The sequence below is a fragment of the Kitasatospora sp. NPDC092948 genome, from assembly GCF_044754805.1.
GTDB lineage: Bacteria > Actinomycetota > Actinomycetes > Streptomycetales > Streptomycetaceae > Kitasatospora.
In genome coordinates, this window is record NZ_JBIVPU010000002.1 from 264,156 (window position 1) to 282,203 (window position 18,048).

The 18,048-nt window shown below is 71.5% G+C and carries 19 protein-coding genes and 4 tRNA genes; 6 read left to right on the plus strand and 17 right to left on the minus strand.

Annotation, left to right across the window (positions count from 1 at the left end):
- Nucleotides 1–506: 506 nt before the first annotated feature.
- The 8 genes from rplL to ACIQF6_RS05890 form a co-directional block, all read right to left on the minus strand.
- Nucleotides 507–890, minus strand: a complete 384-nt coding sequence (rplL, locus tag ACIQF6_RS05855) for a 50S ribosomal protein L7/L12 (protein WP_400890553.1) — start codon at nt 888–890, stop codon at nt 507–509.
- Between the two features lie 84 nt (nt 891–974).
- Nucleotides 975–1,529 carry a 50S ribosomal protein L10 gene (gene rplJ / locus ACIQF6_RS05860; protein WP_073807895.1) on the minus strand — a complete coding sequence of 185 codons (555 nt, stop codon included), beginning with the start codon at nt 1,527–1,529 and terminating at the stop codon, nt 975–977.
- A 306-nt stretch (nt 1,530–1,835) separates the two neighbouring features.
- Complete coding sequence (locus ACIQF6_RS05865) at nt 1,836–2,636, minus strand: hypothetical protein (RefSeq protein ID WP_400890555.1); 801 nt, start codon at nt 2,634–2,636, stop codon at nt 1,836–1,838.
- Nucleotides 2,637–2,952: 316 nt separating this feature from the next.
- Complete coding sequence (gene rplA, locus ACIQF6_RS05870) at nt 2,953–3,675, minus strand: 50S ribosomal protein L1 (RefSeq protein WP_400890557.1); 723 nt, start codon at nt 3,673–3,675, stop codon at nt 2,953–2,955.
- Between the two features lie 77 nt (nt 3,676–3,752).
- Nucleotides 3,753–4,187: a 50S ribosomal protein L11 gene (gene rplK, locus ACIQF6_RS05875; protein WP_030457453.1), complete on the minus strand. Its 435-nt coding sequence runs from the start codon at nt 4,185–4,187 to the stop codon at nt 3,753–3,755.
- Between the two features lie 167 nt (nt 4,188–4,354).
- Nucleotides 4,355–5,209, minus strand: a complete 855-nt coding sequence (gene nusG / locus ACIQF6_RS05880) for a transcription termination/antitermination protein NusG (RefSeq protein WP_400890559.1) — start codon at nt 5,207–5,209, stop codon at nt 4,355–4,357.
- A gap of 178 nt (nt 5,210–5,387) precedes the next feature.
- Nucleotides 5,388–5,747 carry a preprotein translocase subunit SecE gene (gene secE, locus ACIQF6_RS05885; RefSeq protein WP_400890561.1) on the minus strand — a complete coding sequence of 120 codons (360 nt, stop codon included), beginning with the start codon at nt 5,745–5,747 and terminating at the stop codon, nt 5,388–5,390.
- A gap of 142 nt (nt 5,748–5,889) precedes the next feature.
- Nucleotides 5,890–5,962 (minus strand) — tRNA-Trp (locus ACIQF6_RS05890).
- A gap of 273 nt (nt 5,963–6,235) precedes the next feature.
- Here ACIQF6_RS05890 and ACIQF6_RS05895 point away from each other — a divergent pair.
- Together ACIQF6_RS05895 and ACIQF6_RS05900 are read left to right on the plus strand one after the other, a co-directional pair.
- Nucleotides 6,236–7,483: a pyridoxal phosphate-dependent aminotransferase gene (locus ACIQF6_RS05895; protein WP_400890563.1), complete on the plus strand. Its 1,248-nt coding sequence runs from the start codon at nt 6,236–6,238 to the stop codon at nt 7,481–7,483.
- 95 nt (nt 7,484–7,578) lie between these two features.
- On the plus strand, nt 7,579–8,631 hold the full coding sequence (locus ACIQF6_RS05900) for an adenosine deaminase (RefSeq protein ID WP_400890565.1): 1,053 nt from the start codon (nt 7,579–7,581) through the stop codon (nt 8,629–8,631).
- Here the strand turns inward: ACIQF6_RS05900 and ACIQF6_RS05905 are convergent.
- The 8 genes from ACIQF6_RS05905 to ACIQF6_RS05940 all read right to left on the minus strand — a co-directional run bounded on the left by ACIQF6_RS05905 (nt 8,628) and on the right by ACIQF6_RS05940 (nt 13,406).
- A complete protein-coding gene (locus ACIQF6_RS05905) occupies nt 8,628–9,668 on the minus strand; it encodes a UDP-N-acetylmuramate dehydrogenase (RefSeq protein WP_400890567.1) in 1,041 nt (346 codons plus the stop codon). The two genes, ACIQF6_RS05900 and ACIQF6_RS05905, sit on opposite strands and share 4 nt — an antisense overlap.
- Nucleotides 9,669–9,831: 163 nt before the next feature.
- Entirely contained in the window at nt 9,832–11,259 is a 1,428-nt protein-coding gene (locus ACIQF6_RS05910) for an MFS transporter (RefSeq protein WP_400890569.1), read from the minus strand.
- A gap of 97 nt (nt 11,260–11,356) precedes the next feature.
- Nucleotides 11,357–11,914: a TetR/AcrR family transcriptional regulator gene (locus ACIQF6_RS05915; protein WP_400890571.1), complete on the minus strand. Its 558-nt coding sequence runs from the start codon at nt 11,912–11,914 to the stop codon at nt 11,357–11,359.
- A gap of 84 nt (nt 11,915–11,998) precedes the next feature.
- Complete coding sequence (locus ACIQF6_RS05920) at nt 11,999–12,427, minus strand: MaoC family dehydratase (RefSeq protein WP_400890573.1); 429 nt, start codon at nt 12,425–12,427, stop codon at nt 11,999–12,001.
- Nucleotides 12,424–12,885: a MaoC family dehydratase N-terminal domain-containing protein gene (locus ACIQF6_RS05925; protein WP_400890575.1), complete on the minus strand. Its 462-nt coding sequence runs from the start codon at nt 12,883–12,885 to the stop codon at nt 12,424–12,426. The genes ACIQF6_RS05920 and ACIQF6_RS05925 overlap by 4 nt, the downstream gene beginning before the upstream one ends.
- A gap of 85 nt (nt 12,886–12,970) precedes the next feature.
- Nucleotides 12,971–13,135 carry a 50S ribosomal protein L33 gene (gene rpmG / locus ACIQF6_RS05930; protein ID WP_006604855.1) on the minus strand — a complete coding sequence of 55 codons (165 nt, stop codon included), beginning with the start codon at nt 13,133–13,135 and terminating at the stop codon, nt 12,971–12,973.
- An 83-nt stretch (nt 13,136–13,218) separates the two neighbouring features.
- A tRNA-Met gene (locus ACIQF6_RS05935) sits at nt 13,219–13,291 on the minus strand.
- 42 nt (nt 13,292–13,333) lie between these two features.
- Nucleotides 13,334–13,406, minus strand: a tRNA-Thr gene (locus ACIQF6_RS05940).
- Between the two features lie 380 nt (nt 13,407–13,786).
- On the opposite strand from ACIQF6_RS05940, the gene ACIQF6_RS05945 reads away from it, so the two are divergent.
- A complete protein-coding gene (locus ACIQF6_RS05945) occupies nt 13,787–15,037 on the plus strand; it encodes a hydrolase (RefSeq protein ID WP_400890577.1) in 1,251 nt (416 codons plus the stop codon).
- 68 nt (nt 15,038–15,105) lie between these two features.
- Here ACIQF6_RS05945 and ACIQF6_RS05950 read toward each other — a convergent pair.
- A tRNA-Tyr gene (locus tag ACIQF6_RS05950) sits at nt 15,106–15,186 on the minus strand.
- Nucleotides 15,187–15,401: 215 nt separating this feature from the next.
- Here ACIQF6_RS05950 and ACIQF6_RS05955 point away from each other — a divergent pair.
- The 3 genes from ACIQF6_RS05955 to ACIQF6_RS05965 all read left to right on the plus strand — a co-directional run bounded on the left by ACIQF6_RS05955 (nt 15,402) and on the right by ACIQF6_RS05965 (nt 18,048).
- A complete protein-coding gene (locus ACIQF6_RS05955; protein ID WP_400890579.1) occupies nt 15,402–15,890 on the plus strand; it encodes a YajQ family cyclic di-GMP-binding protein in 489 nt (162 codons plus the stop codon).
- Between the two features lie 110 nt (nt 15,891–16,000).
- On the plus strand, nt 16,001–16,369 hold the full coding sequence (locus ACIQF6_RS05960) for a hypothetical protein (protein ID WP_400890581.1): 369 nt from the start codon (nt 16,001–16,003) through the stop codon (nt 16,367–16,369).
- 137 nt (nt 16,370–16,506) lie between these two features.
- On the plus strand, nt 16,507–18,048 hold the full coding sequence (locus tag ACIQF6_RS05965; protein ID WP_400890583.1) for an alpha/beta hydrolase: 1,542 nt from the start codon (nt 16,507–16,509) through the stop codon (nt 18,046–18,048).

Here is an 18,048-nt window from a genome sequence, read left to right on the forward strand (position 1 = left end):
GGGCCACTCCGGGCGACGAGTCACGGAGCAGCTAACAGGCAGCGCAAAGGGACAGTGTAGCCAATGGCGACACTGCTAGCAAGCCCTGATTCGGAGACCGAATCGGACGCTCCTCCCGTACAACCGACAACCCGGGCAGTGATCCCTCACCGGCCGGGCCGTCGCACCCACTCCTGCGTCACCGGGAACCTTCCCAGTGCCGCCGCCGAATATGCATCGGGCGGCGATTCCGCTTGGGCACGCGCCTTGAGAATCGCGCGCCGCGTGCAGTTCGTCAAGGCCCCCACCAGGGTGCGGACCTCGTACTGCCCATCGTCGTAGCCGCTCCGGGCGTTACACACGGCCCGTGACGGGCCGGCGACGACAGCGATCACCCTACCCCCGGGGACCGACAGGATCCGAGTCCGCCGTGGGCCGAAATCGAGCAGAAAGAAAGCAGGCCGGGCCGGCCACCCCGAAGGGTGGCCGGCCCGGCCGAAAGAGCACCTCTCAGAGAGAGGAGAAAGTCACTTGACGGTGACCTTGGCGCCGGCGCCCTCGAGCTGAGCCTTCGCCTTCTCGGCGACGTCCTTGGCAACCTTCTCCAGGACCTTGGCACCAGCGGTGTCAACGAGGTCCTTGGCCTCCTTCAGGCCGAGGGAGGTCAGGGCGCGCACCTCCTTGATGACCTGGATCTTCTTGTCGCCGGCGCCGTCGAGGATGACGTCGAACTCGTCCTGCTCCTCAACGGCCTCGGCAACGGCGCCCGGGCCGGCAACGCCGGCAACGGCGACCGGGGCGGCGGCGGTGACGTCGAACTTCTCCTCGAACGCCTTGACGAACTCGGAGAGCTCGATCAGGGTCATGCCCTCGAACTCGGCAAGCAGTTCGTCGGTGCTGAGCTTCGCCATGATTGGCGTCCTTCCACTAATTCGGCAGGTGCCGGATGTACGGATTGGCGGGCGTACTTGCGGGCCCGCTGGGACGGGGAGTGGTTACTCCGCGTCCTCGGCGGGAGCCGGAGTACCGGCACCGCCCTGCTCGACCTTCTCGCGCAGCGCTTCCACGGTGCGAACGAGCTTGGACGGGAGCGCCTGGAAGACCGCAGCAGCCTGGGACGGCTTGGCCTTCATCGCACCCGCCAGCTTGGCGAGCAGCACCTCGCGGGACTCGAGGTCCGCGAGCTTCTTGATCTCATCGGCGGACAGCGCCTTACCGTCAAGGACACCGCCCTTGATGATGAGAGCAGGGTTCTCCTTGGCGAAGTCACGCAGAGCCTTCGCCGACTCCACCGGGTCACCGGTGACGAAGGCGACAGCCGTCGGGCCGGCGAACAGGTCGTCCAGCTCGGAGATCCCGGCCTCATTGGCCGCGATCTTGGTCAGCGTGTTCTTCACCACGGCGTAATCGGCGTTGCCGGTGAGCGAGCGACGCAGCGTCTTCAGCTGCTTCACCGTGAGACCGCGGTACTCGGTCAGAACGGCGGCGCTGGAAGCACGGAACTTGTCCGTGATCTCGGCGACGTCGGCAGCCTTGTCGGGCCTGGCCATAGGCTTACGCCTCCTTCCGTGATGTCGAAGTCGGGCCGACCTTCGAGAAGTCGACCATTCCGCCGCAGACCCCCCGGGGAAGCAAAAAAGCCCCGGCGCGCAGGCGCACGGGGCTTGCCATGACCTCGACGAACCGTGAAACGGCCCGGAGATCTTGTCTGCTCCACAACCTGCGCGGGCGACCCGCACGAGGCGGATCCTTCGGTACCGCGCACCCTCTCGGGCGCATGGCACAACCAGCGGTCTTTGGCTCGGCCAGCCTATCGGCCCAACCTGATTTGTCCAAATCGGCCCGGCCGAGAACGTTTACGGGAACGGCGGGGCGGTCGCACCCGACTCCGGGGCGATGTCCGCCTCGGCGGGGGCCTGCACCGAGAGCGCGGAGCTGCCGAAGTCGCTGTAGCCGATGGTGTCCACCTCGGCGGCGGCCCGACGGAGCTGGACCAACTGGTCCCGGTCGTTGAGCCACAGGTCGAGGACCACGTCGCCGGGGCCGAGCGCGGTCTCCAGGGCCTGCCGCCGGGCCTGGTCGAGCTGGGTCTGCGCGGCGGCGTACTGGGCTGCGGTCAGGGTGACCCGGTAGTGCTCGACGGTGGTGTCCAGCAGCTTCTCCTCGCCGATCAGCATCGGGTCGTCGGCGGAGGCCGCGGCGGTGGTGGCGACCACCGGATTGATCCGGTCGATCAGCGCGGAGTAGGGGCTGCGGCTGCCGGTGTACTTCTCCCAGTGCGGGCCGCCGAGCCGGGCGGCGGTCTGCGGGTCGCCGCCCACGTAGGCGGAGGTGTCCAGCACCATCAGCTTCCGGGTGTCCGCGTCGCCCCGGTACAGCAGCACCGACTTGGGTGCCCAGAACAGCGTGCCCTTGGCCCGGTCCTCCCCCAGGGTGGCCCGGAACTCGGACCGCCGGGCCTCGTGCAGCGCCAGCTTGGCGGAGAGCAGCACCCCGTGCGGGGAACGGTCGGTGGGCGTGGCCTGCACGCTGGACGGGGACGGGGAGGTCGGCTTCGCGGTGCTGCCGCTCGCCCCGGAGCCGGTGCAGCCGCTCACCGCGGCCAGCACCAGGCCGGCCGCCAGCAGGGCCGCCGCCGTACGTGTGCGCGCCGCCATCGGTCCCTCCTTCCGGCCGTCCGTTCCGCTCCCCCACCTTGTCACGCGCCCTGTCCGGCCCGACGGCGACCCCGGGGCGGGCGGGTCCGGGATCACTGCTTCAGCAGATCTGCCGCCGAGGACGCCTCGGAGCCGAGCGGGGCCGCGGTACGCAGCGCGCACGAGAGTCCCCCGATTGTCGGATTCTCCGGTTGACCGGCTTTCGGACTCTATCCGATGGCCCCACCGGCCGCGCGAGCCAATAAAAGGCACCGGGCCCGCACCCCAAGAGGGGTGCGGGCCCGGTGAGTTGACCGCGTGGGGAACTGACCTGAGGTCAGAGCGCCGCCGGGTCCTCCTCGACGAGGAGGTTGCGGGTGCGGTTCGGGTCCACCTGGATGCCGGGGCCCATGGTGGTGGAGAAGGCGATCTTCTTGATGTAGCGGCCCTTGGCGGCGGACGGCTTGGCCCGGAGGACCTCGTCCAGCGCCGCGGCGTAGTTCTCGACCAGCTGCTCGTCCGAGAACGAGGCCTTGCCGATGATCAGGTGCAGGTTCGAGTGCTTGTCGACGCGGAACTCGATCTTGCCGCCCTTGATCTCGTTGACGGCCTTGGCGACGTCCGGGGTCACGGTGCCGGTCTTCGGGTTCGGCATCAGGCCACGGGGACCGAGCACGCGGCCCAGGCGGCCGACCTTGCCCATCAGGTCCGGGGTGGCGACGACGGCGTCGAAGTCCAGACGACCCTTGGCGACCTCGTCGATCAGCTCGTCCGAGCCGACGATGTCGGCACCCGCGGCACGCGCGGCCTCGGCACGCTCACCGTTCGCGAAGACCAGGACCCGGGCGGTCTTACCGGTGCCGTGCGGGAGGATGACGGTGCTGCGGACCATCTGGTCGGCCTTGCGCGGGTCGACACCCAGGCGCATGGCAACCTCGACGGTGCCGTCGAACTTGGTGGTGGAGGTCGCCTTGGCGAGGCGGACGGCCTCGAGCGGGGCGTAGATCCGGGCGCGGTCGACCTGGGCGTCCGCGGCCTTGAGGGCCTTGCTGCGCTTCACTGCTGCTCCTAGTAACTAATGGAGTTCGTGGTATTCACGGGCCGCGCTGGCCCTACCACGGTGGACGTACGGGCTGATCAGCCTTCGACGGTGATGCCCATCGACCGGGCGGTGCCGGCGATGATCTTCTCCGCCGCGTCCAGGTCGTTGGCGTTCAGGTCGGGCATCTTGGTCGTGGCGATCTCGCGCACCTGGGCCGAGGTCAGCTTGGCGACCTTGGTCTTGTGCGGCTCCTTGGAGCCCTTGTCGATGCCCGCGGCCTTCAGGATGAGGCGCGCAGCCGGCGGGGTCTTCGTGACGAAGGTGAAGGAACGGTCGTCGTAGACCGTGATCTCCACCGGCACGATCATGCCGCGCTGCGACTCGGTGGCCGCGTTGTACGCCTTGCAGAATTCCATGATGTTGACGCCGTGCTGACCCAGCGCGGGGCCGACCGGCGGCGCCGGGTTGGCCGCACCGGCGTTGATCTGGAGCTTGATAAGCCCCGTGACCTTCTTCTTCTTGGGAGGCATGTCTCTCCGGGTCCTTCCGAGAGGTGAGTGCTGGTGGTACCCGGCCCCGGGGCGAAACCCGGCAGCCAGGACACACATCGGACCAGGCTAACCGCTGAGGCGGCGCTGGACCAAAACGGTGCCGGGGCGAAGGCTCTCGCCCCGCCCCGGCACCGGTGACCTGTGGGTCAGTTCTTCTGGATCTGGTCGAAGGAGAGCTCGACCGGGGTCTCCCGGCCGAAGATCTCCACCAGGCCCTTGACCTTCTTCGAGTCGGGGTTGATCTCGTTGATGGTCGCCTGCAGGGTCGCGAACGGACCGTCGGTGACGGTGACCGAGTCGCCGACCTCGAAGTCGAGCACCTGGACCTCGACCGGGCGCACCGGCGAGGCCTTGCCGGCCTCCTTGGCGGCGGCGCGCTCCACGTCGGGGGCGAGCATCTTGACGACCTCGTCCAGGGTCAGCGGGTACGGGTCGTAGGCGTTGCCGACGAAGCCGGTGACACCGGGGGTGTTGCGGACGACGCCCCAGGACTCCGGGGTGAGGTCCATGCGGACCAGCACGTAGCCGGGGAGCTTGTTCTGCCGGATGGTCTTGCGGTCGCCGTTCTTGATCTGGACGACCTCCTCCTGCGGAACCTGGGACTCGAAGATGTAGTCCTCGACGTTCAGCGAGACGGAGCGCTGCTCCAGGTTCTGCTTCACGCGGTTCTCGTAGCCGGCGTAGGTGTGGATGACGTACCACTCGCCGGGGGCGCGGCGCAGCTGCTCGCGGAACTCGGCGACGGGGTCGGACTCGACCTCCTCGACGACGAGGGCCTCTTCGTCGGTGGCCTCGTCGTCCACCTCGTGCACGGCCTCGACCTCGGCCGGCTCGCCCGCCTCGGCCTCGTCGGCAGCCTCGACCTCGTCCTCGCCGCTGTCCACGCCGTCAACGATCTCCTCGGCGGACTCGGCTTCGGCAGCCTCGGCCGCGTCCAGCTCGGCGGCGACATCCGCCTCGCGGACGGTCTCGTCGGCGTCGTACAGGGGGGACTCAGACACGGTCGCTGCTTCTTTCCTGGTTGTGGAACGGATACCTCAACAGTACCGACTCAACGGTAGTCGCCCGTGGCCGTTCGCGCCGACAGCTCGACCCGGGCCGAGGGATTCGGCCCGGGTCGGGGTGGAGTATCGGTGCGGGAGCCAGTGGGATCCCGGTTTCGGTCGGCCTGATCGGGCGTCAGCCGAAGAGCCAGAAGGCTCCCTTGGCGAAGACCCAGTCGAGACCGGCGACCAGCAGCATCATCACGACCACGAAGGTCACCACGACGGTGGTGTACTGGATCAGCTGACTGCGGGTGGGCCAGACGACCTTGCGCAGTTCGGCGATGATCTGGCGGTAGAAAATGCCGATCCGGGCGAACAGGCCCTTCTTGGCCCGCTTGCCGGACTTCTTGGCACTGTCGCCACCGGCCGCCTTGTTTGCGCGTCGACGCTCACGCCGGGACAGCTTGCCGCCCTCGGTGGTCTCGTCCGCCGCGTCGGCCCCCTCGGGGTTGCCGCTCTCAGGCGTTGCGGTGGAGCCCGTGGTCTCCGTCACTCGTCCTCACCTGAATCCGGGTCCTGCGGAGCTTCCGTGCCTTGTGCACGGGCGATCCGGCGAAAGCAGTGCTGGGCGGGGCCCTCTCCGCATCAAGCCCGCTCGCTCCTGTGGAGCGAACGGGCTTGCACGAGTCGAGCTGCAGGGCACGAGGGACTCGAACCCCCAACCGCCGGTTTTGGAGACCGGTGCTCTACCAATTGAGCTAGTGCCCTTCGGAACCTTGCGGCTCCGTCGTGGCCCCCAACCTACCGCATCCACCCGGCCGTGTGGTGTACCTCGGCCGAAGGATCCGCACTTGGGAGCCGTCGAGCAGTGAGTGTACGGGTTCTTCGCCGATTGGTCGAACCTCATTCACCGCGATCCGCGCGACGACGTCACCCGGCCGGCCGCCGGACGTCACCCGGTCGGCAGGGGCGTACGGATGCTGGAACGCGCCGGTACGCATGATGGAACCGCGATGCCCGACCCCTGTGCGGTCTGGGACCATGCAAGACATGAGCGCACCCACCCCCGAGAACGTCCCCCCCGCGAGCCGCCGGGTCTCCGCCCGGGTCGGCGCCATCGCCGAGTCGGCCACCCTCGCGGTCGACGCCAAGGCCAAGGCCCTCAAGGCGGCCGGCCGTCCGGTGATCGGCTTCGGCGCCGGCGAGCCCGACTTCCCGACCCCCGGCTACATCGTGGACGCGGCCGTCGCGGCCTGCCAGGACCCGGCCAACCACCGCTACACCCCGGCCGGCGGCCTGCCGGAGCTGAAGGCCGCGATCGCCGCCAAGACGCTGCGCGACTCCGGCTACCAGGTGGACGCCTCGCAGGTGCTGGTGACCAACGGCGGCAAGCAGGCGATCTACAACGCCTTCGCCGCGATCCTCGACCCGGGCGACGAGGTGATCATCCCGGCCCCGTACTGGACCACCTACCCGGAGGCCGTGAAGCTCGCCGGCGGCACCCCGGTCGAGGTGGTCGCCGACGAGACCACCGGCTACAAGGTCTCGGTGGCGCAGTTGGAGGCCGCCCGCACCGCGAACACCAAGGTGGTGCTGTTCGTCTCGCCGTCCAACCCGACCGGCGCGGTGTACACCGAGGCCGAGGCCGAGGCGATCGGCCGCTGGGCGCTGGAGCACGGCCTGTGGGTGCTCACCGACGAGATCTACGAGCACCTGGTGTACGGCGACGCGAAGTTCACCTCGCTGCCGGCCCTGCTGCCCGAGCTGGCCGACAAGTGCATCGTGGTCAACGGCGTGGCGAAGACCTACGCCATGACCGGCTGGCGGGTGGGCTGGCTGATCGCCCCCAAGGACGTGGTGGCCGCCGCCTCCAACCTGCAGTCGCACGCCACCTCCAACGTCTCCAACGTGGCGCAGCGCGCCGCGCTGGCGGCGGTGTCCGGCGACCTGTCCGCGGTGGACGAGATGAAGACCGCGTTCGACCGTCGCCGCCGCACCATCGTGGCGATGCTGAACGAGATCGAAGGCGTGTACTGCCCCGAGCCCGAGGGCGCGTTCTACGCCTACCCGTCGGTCAAGTCGCTGCTGGGCAAGGAGATCCGCGGCAAGCGCCCGCAGACCTCCGCCGAGCTGGCCGCGCTGATCCTGGAGGAGGCCGAGGTCGCGGTCGTTCCCGGCGAGGCCTTCGGCACCCCGGGCTACCTGCGGCTGTCGTACGCGCTGGGCGACGCCGACCTGGTCGAGGGCGTCAGCCGGATGCAGAAGCTGCTGGCCGAGGCCCGCGCCTGATCCACCCGGGCCCTGCCGCCCCTCGCACCTCACCCCTTCGGGCGACGTGCGGGGGGCGGTTCCTGTTTCGACGGGTTATGCGGCAGGATCGGTGAATGGATCGCCTGCGTGATGTCCGGAGCCTCCCGAAGGCCCACCTCCACCTGCACTTCACCGGTTCGATGCGCCCCACGACGCTGCTCGAACTGGCCGACAAGCACGGCATCCGGCTGCCGGAGGCGCTCAGTTCGGGCCATCCGCCGAAACTGCGGGCGACCGACGAGCGCGGCTGGTTCCGGTTCCAGCGGCTGTACGACACCGCGCGGTCCTGCCTGCGCGACGAGTCCGACATCCGCCGGCTGGTCCGGGAGACCGCCGAGGACGAGCGCGCCGACGGCTCCCGCTGGCTGGAGATCCAGGTCGACCCGACCTCGTACGCGCCGCTGCTGGGCGGGCTCACCCCCACCCTGGAGCTGATCCTGGACGCCGTCCGGGAGGCCTCGGAGGCCACCGGGGTGGGCATCCGGGTGCTGGTCGCGGCGAACCGGATGAAGTCGCCGATGGACGCCCGCACGCTGGCCCGGCTGGCCGTCCGCTACACCGACCAGGGCGTCATCGGGTTCGGCCTGTCGAACGACGAACGGCGGGGCCTGGCACGGGACTTCGACCGGGCGTTCGCGATCGCCCGGAGCGGCGGGCTGCTGGCCGCACCGCACGGCGGGGAGCTGGCCGGGCCGGGTTCGGTCCGCGACTGCCTGGACGACCTGGGCGCCGGGCGGATCGGCCACGGCGTGCGGGCCGCCGAGGACCCGCGGCTGCTGCAGCGGCTCGCCGACCGGCAGGTCACCTGCGAGGTCTGCCCGGCCTCGAACGTCGCGCTCGGCGTCTACGAGCGGCCCGAGGACGTCCCGCTGCGCGCCCTGTTCGAGGCCGGGGTGCCGCTGGCGCTGGGCGCCGACGACCCGCTGCTGTTCGGCTCCCGGCTGGCCGACCAGTACACCCTGGCCCGCGAGTCGCACGACTTCACCGACGCCGAACTCGCCGAGCTGGCACGGCAGTCGGTGCGCTCGTCGCGGGCGCCCGAGCACGTCGCCAAGGAGCTGCTGGCGGACATCGACGCCTGGCTGGTCGAGGAGCCGGTGCCCGCCGAGGCCGTTCTTTCGGCCTAAAGGCTGACGCCGACCATCACCGGTTCGTTGACCAGGTCCACCCCGAAGGCCGCCCGGACGCCGTCCCGCACCTCGCGGGCCAGTGCCAGCAGGTCCTCGGTGGTGGCCGAGCCGCGGTTGGTGAGGGCCAGGGTGTGCTTGGTGGAGAGGGTGGCCGGGCCGGTGCCGTGGCCCTTGCGGAAACCCGCGTTGTCGATCAGCCAGGCCGCCGAGGTCTTGGTTCGGCCCTCGCCGGCCGGGTAACCGGGGGCCCGCAGCTCGCCCAACCGGGCGGTGAAGTCGGCGAACTGAGCGGCCGTCAGGATCGGGTTGGTGAAGAAGGAGCCCGCCGACCAGGTGTCGTGGTCGGCCGGGTCGAGCACCATGCCCTTGCCGGCCCGCAGCCGCAGCACCTCGGCGTGCGCCTCGGCGAGCTTCACCCGCTGGTCGGCCTCGACGCCGAGCGAGCGGGCCACCTCGGCGTACTTCACCGGGGAGGACAGTCCGCCCTCGTCGGACAGTCGGAAGCGGACCCGCAGCACCACGTACCGGTCCGGGTCGGCCTTGAACCGGCTGTGCCGGTAGGAGAAGGCGCAGTCGGCGCCGGCCAGCGTCACCGTCTCGTCGAGCAGCCGGTCGTAGGCGACCACCTCGGTGATGGTCTCGGCGACCTCCTGGCCGTACGCGCCGACGTTCTGCACCGGGGTGGCGCCCGCGGAGCCCGGGATGCCGGCCAGGAACTCGATGCCCGCCAGGCCCGCGTCGACGGTGCGGGCGACCGCGTCCGCCCAGACCTCGCCGGCCGCGAGCTCCAGCAGCGTGCCGTTCAGCGTGAAACCGGTGGTGGCGATCCGCAGGACGGTGCCCGGGAAGCCGGCGTCGGCGATCACCAGGTTGGAGCCGCCGCCGATCACCAGCAGCGGCTCGCCGGCCCGGTCGGCCGCGCGGACCGCGGCGACCACCTCGGCGTCCGTCTCCGCCGTCACCAGCCGGCGGGCGGGGCCGCCGAGGCGCAGCGTCGTCAACGGGGCCAGCGGTGCGTCCATCTGCTCAATCACCGCCCCAGCGTAACCGCCCTCCGTGGGCCGGAGGGCGGTCGCGGTGGCGGGCCCGGTCAGGTCCGGGCGGCCGGGAGCCGGGGACGGTCAGCGAGGCCGGGAGGCCGGGACGGCGGGAACGGCGGAGACGGTCAGGGCCGGGAGGCCGGGACGGCGGGCCCGGTCAGGGCCGGGAGGCCGGGACGGCGGTCGGGGCGGGGTGGTCGGTGACGCTCACCGCGGTCCGCATGCCGTGCCGGCGCGGCACCAGCGCTGCGGCGACCGCCCCGGCCGCCACCACGCAGGCGCCGACCGTCAGTGCGGGGACGATGCCGTCGGTGAAGGCGGCGGCGCTGCCGTAGCCGCCCTGCGCGGAGAAGACGGCGGACAGCACGGCCACCCCGAGTGCCCCGCCGACCTCGCGCATCGCGCTGTTGGCGCCGGAGGCGATGCCCTGTTCGGCGGGCCGGACGCTGGCCATCACCAGGTTGGCGGTCGGTGCGAAGTACAGCGCCATGCCGATGCCGCAGACCACCAGCACCGGGACCTGCTGCCCGTACCCGGCGGAGTGGTCGGCCAGCACGGCGAATCCGACCAGCCCGAGGGCCTGGAGGGCGAGCCCGGCGACGACCAGCGGCCGGCCGCCGATCCGGTCGGTGAGCAGCCCGGCGAGCGGGGCGACCAGCAGCGGCATGCCGGTCCACGGGAGCATCCGCAGCCCGGCCTCCTCGGGCGAGTAGCCGCCGACGCCCTGGAAGTACTGGCTGATCAGGAAGATCGAGCCGAACATGCCGAGGTACATCAGCAGGCTGGCGGAGTTGACCGCGCTGAACGCCCGGTTGCGGAACAGCCGCATCGGCAGCATCGGGTGCCGCGCCCAGCGCAGTTCGTACCCGACGAAGGCGAGCAGCAGCAGGCCGCCGGCGATCAGCGCGGTGAGGACGAGCGGGTGGGTCCAGCCGTCGGGGTTGCCGCGGACCAGGCCGAGGACAATGCCGAACAGGCCGGCGCTGACCAGCACGGTGCCGGGGACGTCCAGCCGGGGGTTCTCGCCGCGGCTCTCGGCCAGCTTGGTGCGGGCGATCGGCAGCAGGGCCAGGCCGACGGGGACGTTCACCCAGAAGATCCACTGCCAGGAGAAGTGTTCGGTGAGGCTGCCGCCGACCAGCGGTCCGGTGGCGACGGCGAGTCCGCTGACGGCGGACCAGATACCGATCGCCGCACCGCGCTTGGCGGCGGGCACCGCGGCGGCCAGCAGGGTGAGGGTGAGCGGCATGGTGACGGCCGCACCGGCGCCCTGGACGGCGCGCGCGGCGATCAGCGCGCCGATGTTCGGGGCGAGCGCGGCGGCGGCCGAGCCGAGGGTGAAGACGGTCAGCCCGGTCACGAACATCCGGCGGCGGCCGAACCGGTCGCCGAGGGCGGCGCCGAGCATCAGCAGGACCGCGAAGGTCAGGGTGTAGGCGCTCACCGTCCACTCCAGGTCGGCGAGGCCGCCGCCCAGGTCGGTGCGGATCGCGGGCAGTGCGGTGGTGACCACCAGGTTGTCGAGCCCGGCCATGAAGCTGGCCATGCTGACGGCCACCAAGGTCCAGACGGCTTGCCTGTTCACGGTGGGTTCCCCCCAAGGTTGTGATTGATCAATAACTTTCGTGGGCCGAAAAAAGGACGCACCGCCGTGCGGGCAGCGCGCCTCGGCGACCCCGGGCCTACGGACAGCCCCCGTCGAAGCCGGACCAGATCCGGTGGTCGGTCGGATACCCCAGCCCCACCAGGGTGTTGATCAGCATGCCGTACGCGAAGAACCGGGTGGCCTCCCGCTGGTCGCCGCCCATCCGCTCCCGGACCCGCTCGAACAGCCGCAGCCACGCCGCCCGGGCCGTCTCGCCGATCTCGCCCTCGCCGGCCGACTCCGCCGCGAACACCGAGACGTACATCTGCATCTGCATCATGAGCTGCTCGCGGTCCTCGACCATGCTCATGTACGCGTCCGCCATCGCGGACCCCGCCGCCTCCCCCGTCAGCCCCTCCGACGCGCGGTCGAAGACCCGCCAGGTCTCCTCGACGCAGAAGTCGCAGGCCGCCTCGAACATGGCCTGCTTGTTGGGGAAGAGTCGGAACAGGTACGGCTGCGAGACACCCACCCGGCGGGCGATCGCGTCGGTGGAGGTACCTCGGTAGCCACCTCGGGCGAACTCCACCATGGCCGCCCGGACGACGCTCTCGCGCCGCTCCTCGGCGGACATTCGGATGCTGTTCCTGGCCATGGCCCGAGATTAGTGAGTGACCAATAACTTTGGCAAGGGGCGCGGAGCCCCGGGCACCCGGCACGGGCACCCGGGGCCGCCGTCTCAGCCCAGCCGGACCACGGCGCGGGACATGCCCAGCACCTTCTGGCCGTCGCTCTTCGCCACCAGGTCCACCCGCACCCGGTTGTCGTCCAGCAGCGCGGCGACCTTGCCGCTGACCTCGATCACCGCGCCGACGCCGTCGTTCGGGACGATCACCGGCTTGGTGAAGCGGACCCCGTACTCGACCACCGCGGCCGGGTCGCCGACCCAGTCGGTGACCACCCGGACGGCCTCGGCCATGGTGAACATGCCGTGCGCGATCACGTCCGGCAGGCCGACCTCGCGGGCGAACTTCTCGTTCCAGTGGATCGGGTTGAAGTCCCCCGACGCCCCCGCGTACTGGACCAGCGTGGCCCGGGTCACCGGGAACGACTGGGCCGGCAGCTCGGTGCCGACCTGGACCTCGTCAAAGCGGACCGCCACGGTCACTCCTCCCCGGCTTCGTCGGCCGCACGGGCCACCAGCGTCATGATCGACGTCACCACGTGCTCGCCACTGGCGTCGTACACCTCACCGCGGACCGTCAGCACGTCGTTGCCGGCCAGCGACTTGATCGCGTCGATGGAGACCGTCACCGAGAGCCGGTCGCCGGCCCGCGCCGGGCGCGAGTACACGAACTTCTGGTCGCCGTGCACCACCCGGCTGTAGTCCAGACCCAGCTCCGGGTCGTTCACCACCTGCGCCGCGGCCTGGAAGGACAGCATGAAGGGGAAGGTCGGCGGAGCGATCACGTCCGGGTGGCCGAGCGACTTGGCCGCCTCGGTGTCGGTGTACGCCGGGTTCGCGTCGCCGATCGCGACGGCGAACTCGCGGATCTTCTCCCGGCCGACCTCGTACGGCGCGGTGGGCGGGTACGTCCGCCCGATGAGCGAGGGGTCGAGCGGCATGGGCAACTCCTCTTAACGGTCCGTCATGCAGAAATGACTCCAGGCCGCGCCCCGTGATGGGGTGCGGCCTGGAGTCGAGGCAAAGTCAGCGGGTCTCGCGGTGCGCCGTGTGAGAGTTGCAACGCGGGCAGTGCTTCTTCATCTCAAGACGGTCCGGGTCGTTGCGCCGGTTCTTCTTGGTGATGTAGTTCCGCTCCTTGCACTCCACGCAGGCCAGCGTGATCTTCGGGCGGACGTCGGTGGCAGCCACGGGAGTGCCTTCCTGGGACAACGAATAAGAACACAGACAAGAGTAGCCGATCGGGAGTAGTACCCCCGATCGACTACGCGGGGTAGCGGTGACCGGACTTGAACCGGTGACACAGCGATTATGAGCCGCTTGCTCTACCAACTGAGCTACACCGCTTTGATGAACGGAACCTCACCGGGGCGAGGAGCCTTTCACCAGAGCCCCCATGCGGAATCGAACCGCAGACCTTCTCCTTACCATGGAGACGCTCTACCGACTGAGCTATAGGGGCGAACGAGGAAGAGATTACACGGTTCCGGGCCAGAGGTGAAATCCGTATCCGCGGCCGATCTCCGCAGGTCGAAGGGCCCGCACTGACGGCCCGCCACCCGACACCCGTTCGAGCCCCGCCGCAACCGGAACCGGCCCTCCTCGACGCCCCCTCGACGCCCCCGCGGCCACCGCTCCGCCCCGCCTCCGGCTCCCCGCCCGCTCCCCGCCCGCCTCCCCTCCGGCGACACGGGCGACGCCCGGCATCCGAGCCTCCCGGCCGGGCTCCCCCTAGGCTCGACCGACAGTGACGTCTCGCGGATGCGCCGCGGACCGGCTCCCGCAATCGGGCCCCAGGGCCGCCGGGCAGTCAACGGAAACGGGACTGGAGGGCACGGGCCGATGGGCGAACGCAGCACAGGCGGCCGGCCGCCGGTCCCCAACCCGCTCGGGCACGGGCCGGTACTGCTGCTCACCGGGGCCCGGCTGGTCGACGGCCGGGTGGTGGACGTCCGGATCAGCGGGGACCGGATCCAGGCCGTCGGCACCGTCGGCAGTCTCGGACCGCTGCCCGCGCTGCCCGGCCAGCCCACCGTCACCACCGGTGCCCGCATCGACCTGTCCGGCTACCTGCTGCTGCCCGCCCCCGCCGAACCGCACGGGCACTACGACAACGCGTTCTCCGCCGCCCTGCCCGCCCCACCCCCGGACGGGCCCGCCGACCTGGTCCGCCGGGTCACCGAGGCCGCGCTCACCTCGCTCGGCTACGGCGCCACCGCCCAGCGCACCCACGTCCGGATCGGCGACGTGCACGGACTCGGGCGGCTGGAGGCCGTCCTCACGGCCCGTCAGTCCCTGCGCGGACTCGCCGAACTCCAGGCCGTCGCGATGCCCCGGCTGCTCACCGGACTGGCCGGCGCGGACGGCCGGGCCCAACTCCGCGACGCGCTCAAACTCGGCGCGGACGCGGCCGGCGGCTGCCCCGACCTCGACCCCGACCCGATCGGCTACGTCCAGGTCCTGCTGTCCGCCGCCGCCGAGGCCGACTGCCCCGTCGACCTGCACACCGACGCCGCCGACCGGGCCCAGCTCGCCCGGCTGGTCGCCGCACTGGCCCCGCACCGGCCGCGAGTCACCCTCGGACCGTGCAGCGCGCTGCCGCCTGGCGGCTCGACCGTGCTCGCCAACTCCGGCATGCGAGTGGTCTGCCTCCCGCAGAACGGCGGCTGCACCGGACTCGAAGGCCCACCGATCGGCCTGCGCCCACCCCTGGTACGCGAGTTGGCGCACGCCCGGGTCGCCCTCACGGCCGGCGCGGGCAGCCTGCGCGACGCCGCCAACCCGGTCGGCCGGGCCGACCCGCTCGACACCGCCCGCCTGCTCGCCGCCGGCGGCGCGCTCTCCCCCGAAGCCGCGTACGACGCCGTCTCCGCCCAGGCCCGCTCCGCCCTCGGCCTGCCCCCCGTCCGGGTCGACGCCGGCTTCCCCGCCGAACTCCTCGCCGTCCGCGGCGACAGCCTGGTCGGCGCCTTCGCCGGCGGCCACTCCCGCCTGGTCGTCCACTGCGGCCGGGTGGTCTCCCGCACCAGCGCCGTCCGCGAGTTCGCCGACACCGTGGCCCTCGCCCTCCCCCGCCAGAACCACCCGGGATAGCCGCCCGCCGAACACGAAAAAGCCCCCGGTCTGCGTTTCCGCAGCTCGGGGGCTGTTTCGCTATCCAGTGGCTGGTGCAGGGTTCGAACCTGCGTAGCTTGCGCGACAGATTTACAGTCTGCTCCCTTTGGCCGCTCGGGCAACCAGCCAGGGATGGTGTCTCGCGGGGCGCTGCCCCGTTCGACGTCGTAAACGATACCCGATGTTGGGGGGTGGTCTGCCACTTGTTTCGTCACGTGATGATCAAGGTCGGGGCGCGAGCTGTTGCGGGCGGGTGCGCGGGGGGCTGGATAGGCTGGGGCGTCGCCCGCCGGTGGCGGGTGGCGCAGTCCGTGCAGCCAGTAGTTCAAGGAGACCAACACCCATGGCCGACTCCAGTTTCGACATCGTCTCGAAGGTCGAGTGGCAGGAGGTCGACAACGCGATCAACCAGACCTCCCGCGAGATCGCCACCCGCTTCGACTTCAAGAACGTGGGCGCCGAGATCAAGCGGTCCGGCGAGAAGATCGAGATGAAGGCCAACGGCGAGGAGCGGGTCCGGGCGATCCTGGACGTGCTGCAGACCAAGTTCGTGAAGCGCGGGCTGTCGCTGAAGGCGCTGGACGCGGCGGAGCCGCAGCTGTCCGGCAAGGAGTACAAGATCTTCGCCGACATCAAGGAGGGCATCACCACCGAGGATGCCAAGAAGGTGGCGAAGATCATCCGCGACGAGGGCCCCAAGGGCGTCAAGGCCCAGGTCCAGGGCGACGAGCTGCGGGTCACCTCGAAGTCGCGTGACGACCTGCAGGCGGTTCAGACCCTGCTGAAGGGCAAGGACCTGGACTTCGCGCTGCAGTTCGTCAACTACCGCTGACGCAACGGCAGTACCGCCGGAACGCCGGCACGGGAGGGCGCATCGGTTCACCGGTGCGCCCTCCCGGCGTTTGCGGGGTCGGGGGTCGATTCCCGTGGGAGGGCCGGGGGATGACGGACGGTCGGCTCACTCCGGCGGTGCCGGCTCCGCTCGACGGGGGCGAGGTGTTCCGGGGCGGCGAAGCCGGTTCGGTGCTGGACTTCTGGCGTTGTGCGATGCCGGATCTTCGGACCAACACCACCCGCGGGCTGCTCGCGGAGTTCCTGGTGCACCGGGCGGTCGGTGCGACGGTGCGCAATCCCGCGCACAGCCACGCCGATTACGACCCGCTGGACGTCGCCCGGTGGAGCTTCTTCGTGGCCTCCCGCGCGAGTGTCGCGGCGAACGGCCGGAACAGCGCCGGCCTCGCCACCGTGCGGCGGCTGTGCGGCGAACCGGTCGGGTACGGGGAGCTCGCCGGGCGGATCTTCGCGGTCTGAGGCAGCCGGCCCGGCCGGATGCTGGCGGAATGCCAGGGGGATGCCAGCGGAGTGCGGAAACCTCCGGGGTGCCGGGCGGGACGCCGCGACCGAGGGGCGCGGGCGACCGGCCGGCCGATGGAGGGAGGGCGGTTCGGATGGCTCGTCGTGGGCGTGTGGCGTGGCGGTTGGGGGCGGGGGTCGCGGTGGCCGCGCTGCTGGGGGCGACGGCTCCGGCCGGTGCGGTGGCGGAGACGGTGGGCCGGTTGGCGTGGACGGCGTGCGCGGGGAGCTTTCAGTGCGCGACCGCCCGGGTGCCGGTGGACTACCGCGATCCCGGAGGGGCCACGCTCGATCTGGCGGTGATGCGGCACCCGGCGGGCGATCCGGCGCACCGGATCGGGTCGCTGTTCTACAACCCGGGCGGGCCGGCCGTGCCGGGGACGGCGGCGCTGCCGCTGATGCTCGACCGGTTCCCGCAGGAGGTGCGGGACCGCTTCGACATCGTCGCCTTCGACCCGCGCGGCACCGGCGGCAGCGGGCCCGTGCAGTGCTTCGACGACCCGGCCGACGAGCAGTCCCTGCTGGCGGGCACCGCGGCCGGCTTCCCGGAGGGCGCGGAGCAGCAGCACGCCTGGGCGGACGCGTACCGGCGGCTGGGCGAGCAGTGCGCGACCCGGCCGCTGGTGGCGCACCTGTCCACCGCGAACGTGGCCCGGGACCTGGACCGGCTCCGGCAGGCCGTCGGCGACCGGGACCTCACCTACCTGGGCACCTCGTACGGCAGCTACCTCGGTGCGACCTACGCCAACCTGTTCCCCGGCCGGGTGCGTGCCATGGTCCTGGACAGCGCCCCGGACCCGGTGGCCTGGTCGACCGGGAAGGGGCGGGAGGCCGCCGTCATGGGCCCGCTGCTGCGCAACCGCGGTGACGTCGCCGCCGGCCGGGTGCTGGACTCCTTCCTCGACGCCTGCGGCCGGGCGGGCCGGGCCGGGTGCGCGTTCTCCGCCGGCACGGCCGCCGCCACCCGGGCCCGGTACGACGAGCTGCTGACGCGCTTGCGCACCCGGCCGGTGGCGCTCGGCGGCGCCGCGTTCACCGAGGGTGCGACGGTGGAGGCGACGATCGTCTCGCTGTACGCCGCGACCCCCGTCCCCGGCGTCCCCGGCACCGGCTGGGAGCAGCTCGGCGCCCTGTTGCAGGCCCTGTGGGCGGCGGGCGACGCGCCCGCCGGCCCGCTGCCGCCCGTCGTCCACCCGTCGCCGGACCAGGCGCTGGCGGTGGTCTGCTCGGACAGCGCGACGCCGCCGTCCGGCGCCGACCCGGCAAGGACGGCGGCGCTCGCCCGGTCGCGGTCCGGCGCGGTCGGCCCCTGGTTCGCCTGGGCCGACGAGCGCTGCGCCGATTGGCCCGCCCGGGACGCCGACCGGTACGACGGCCCGTGGGACCGGCGCACGGCGCGGCCGGTCCTGGTGGTCGCCAACACGGGCGATCCGGCGATGCCGCACGAGGGTTCGCAGGCGATGGCCCGCTCGCTGGGCCGCGCCGAACTGCTGACGGTCGACGCCTTCGGCCACACCGTGCTGGCCAACCCGAGCGACTGCGCGGCCCGGTACGAGGCCCGCTACCTGGTGGACGGCGTCCTGCCCCGGCCCGGGACGGTCTGCGCGCCGAACCACCGCCCGTTCGAACAGGGCTGA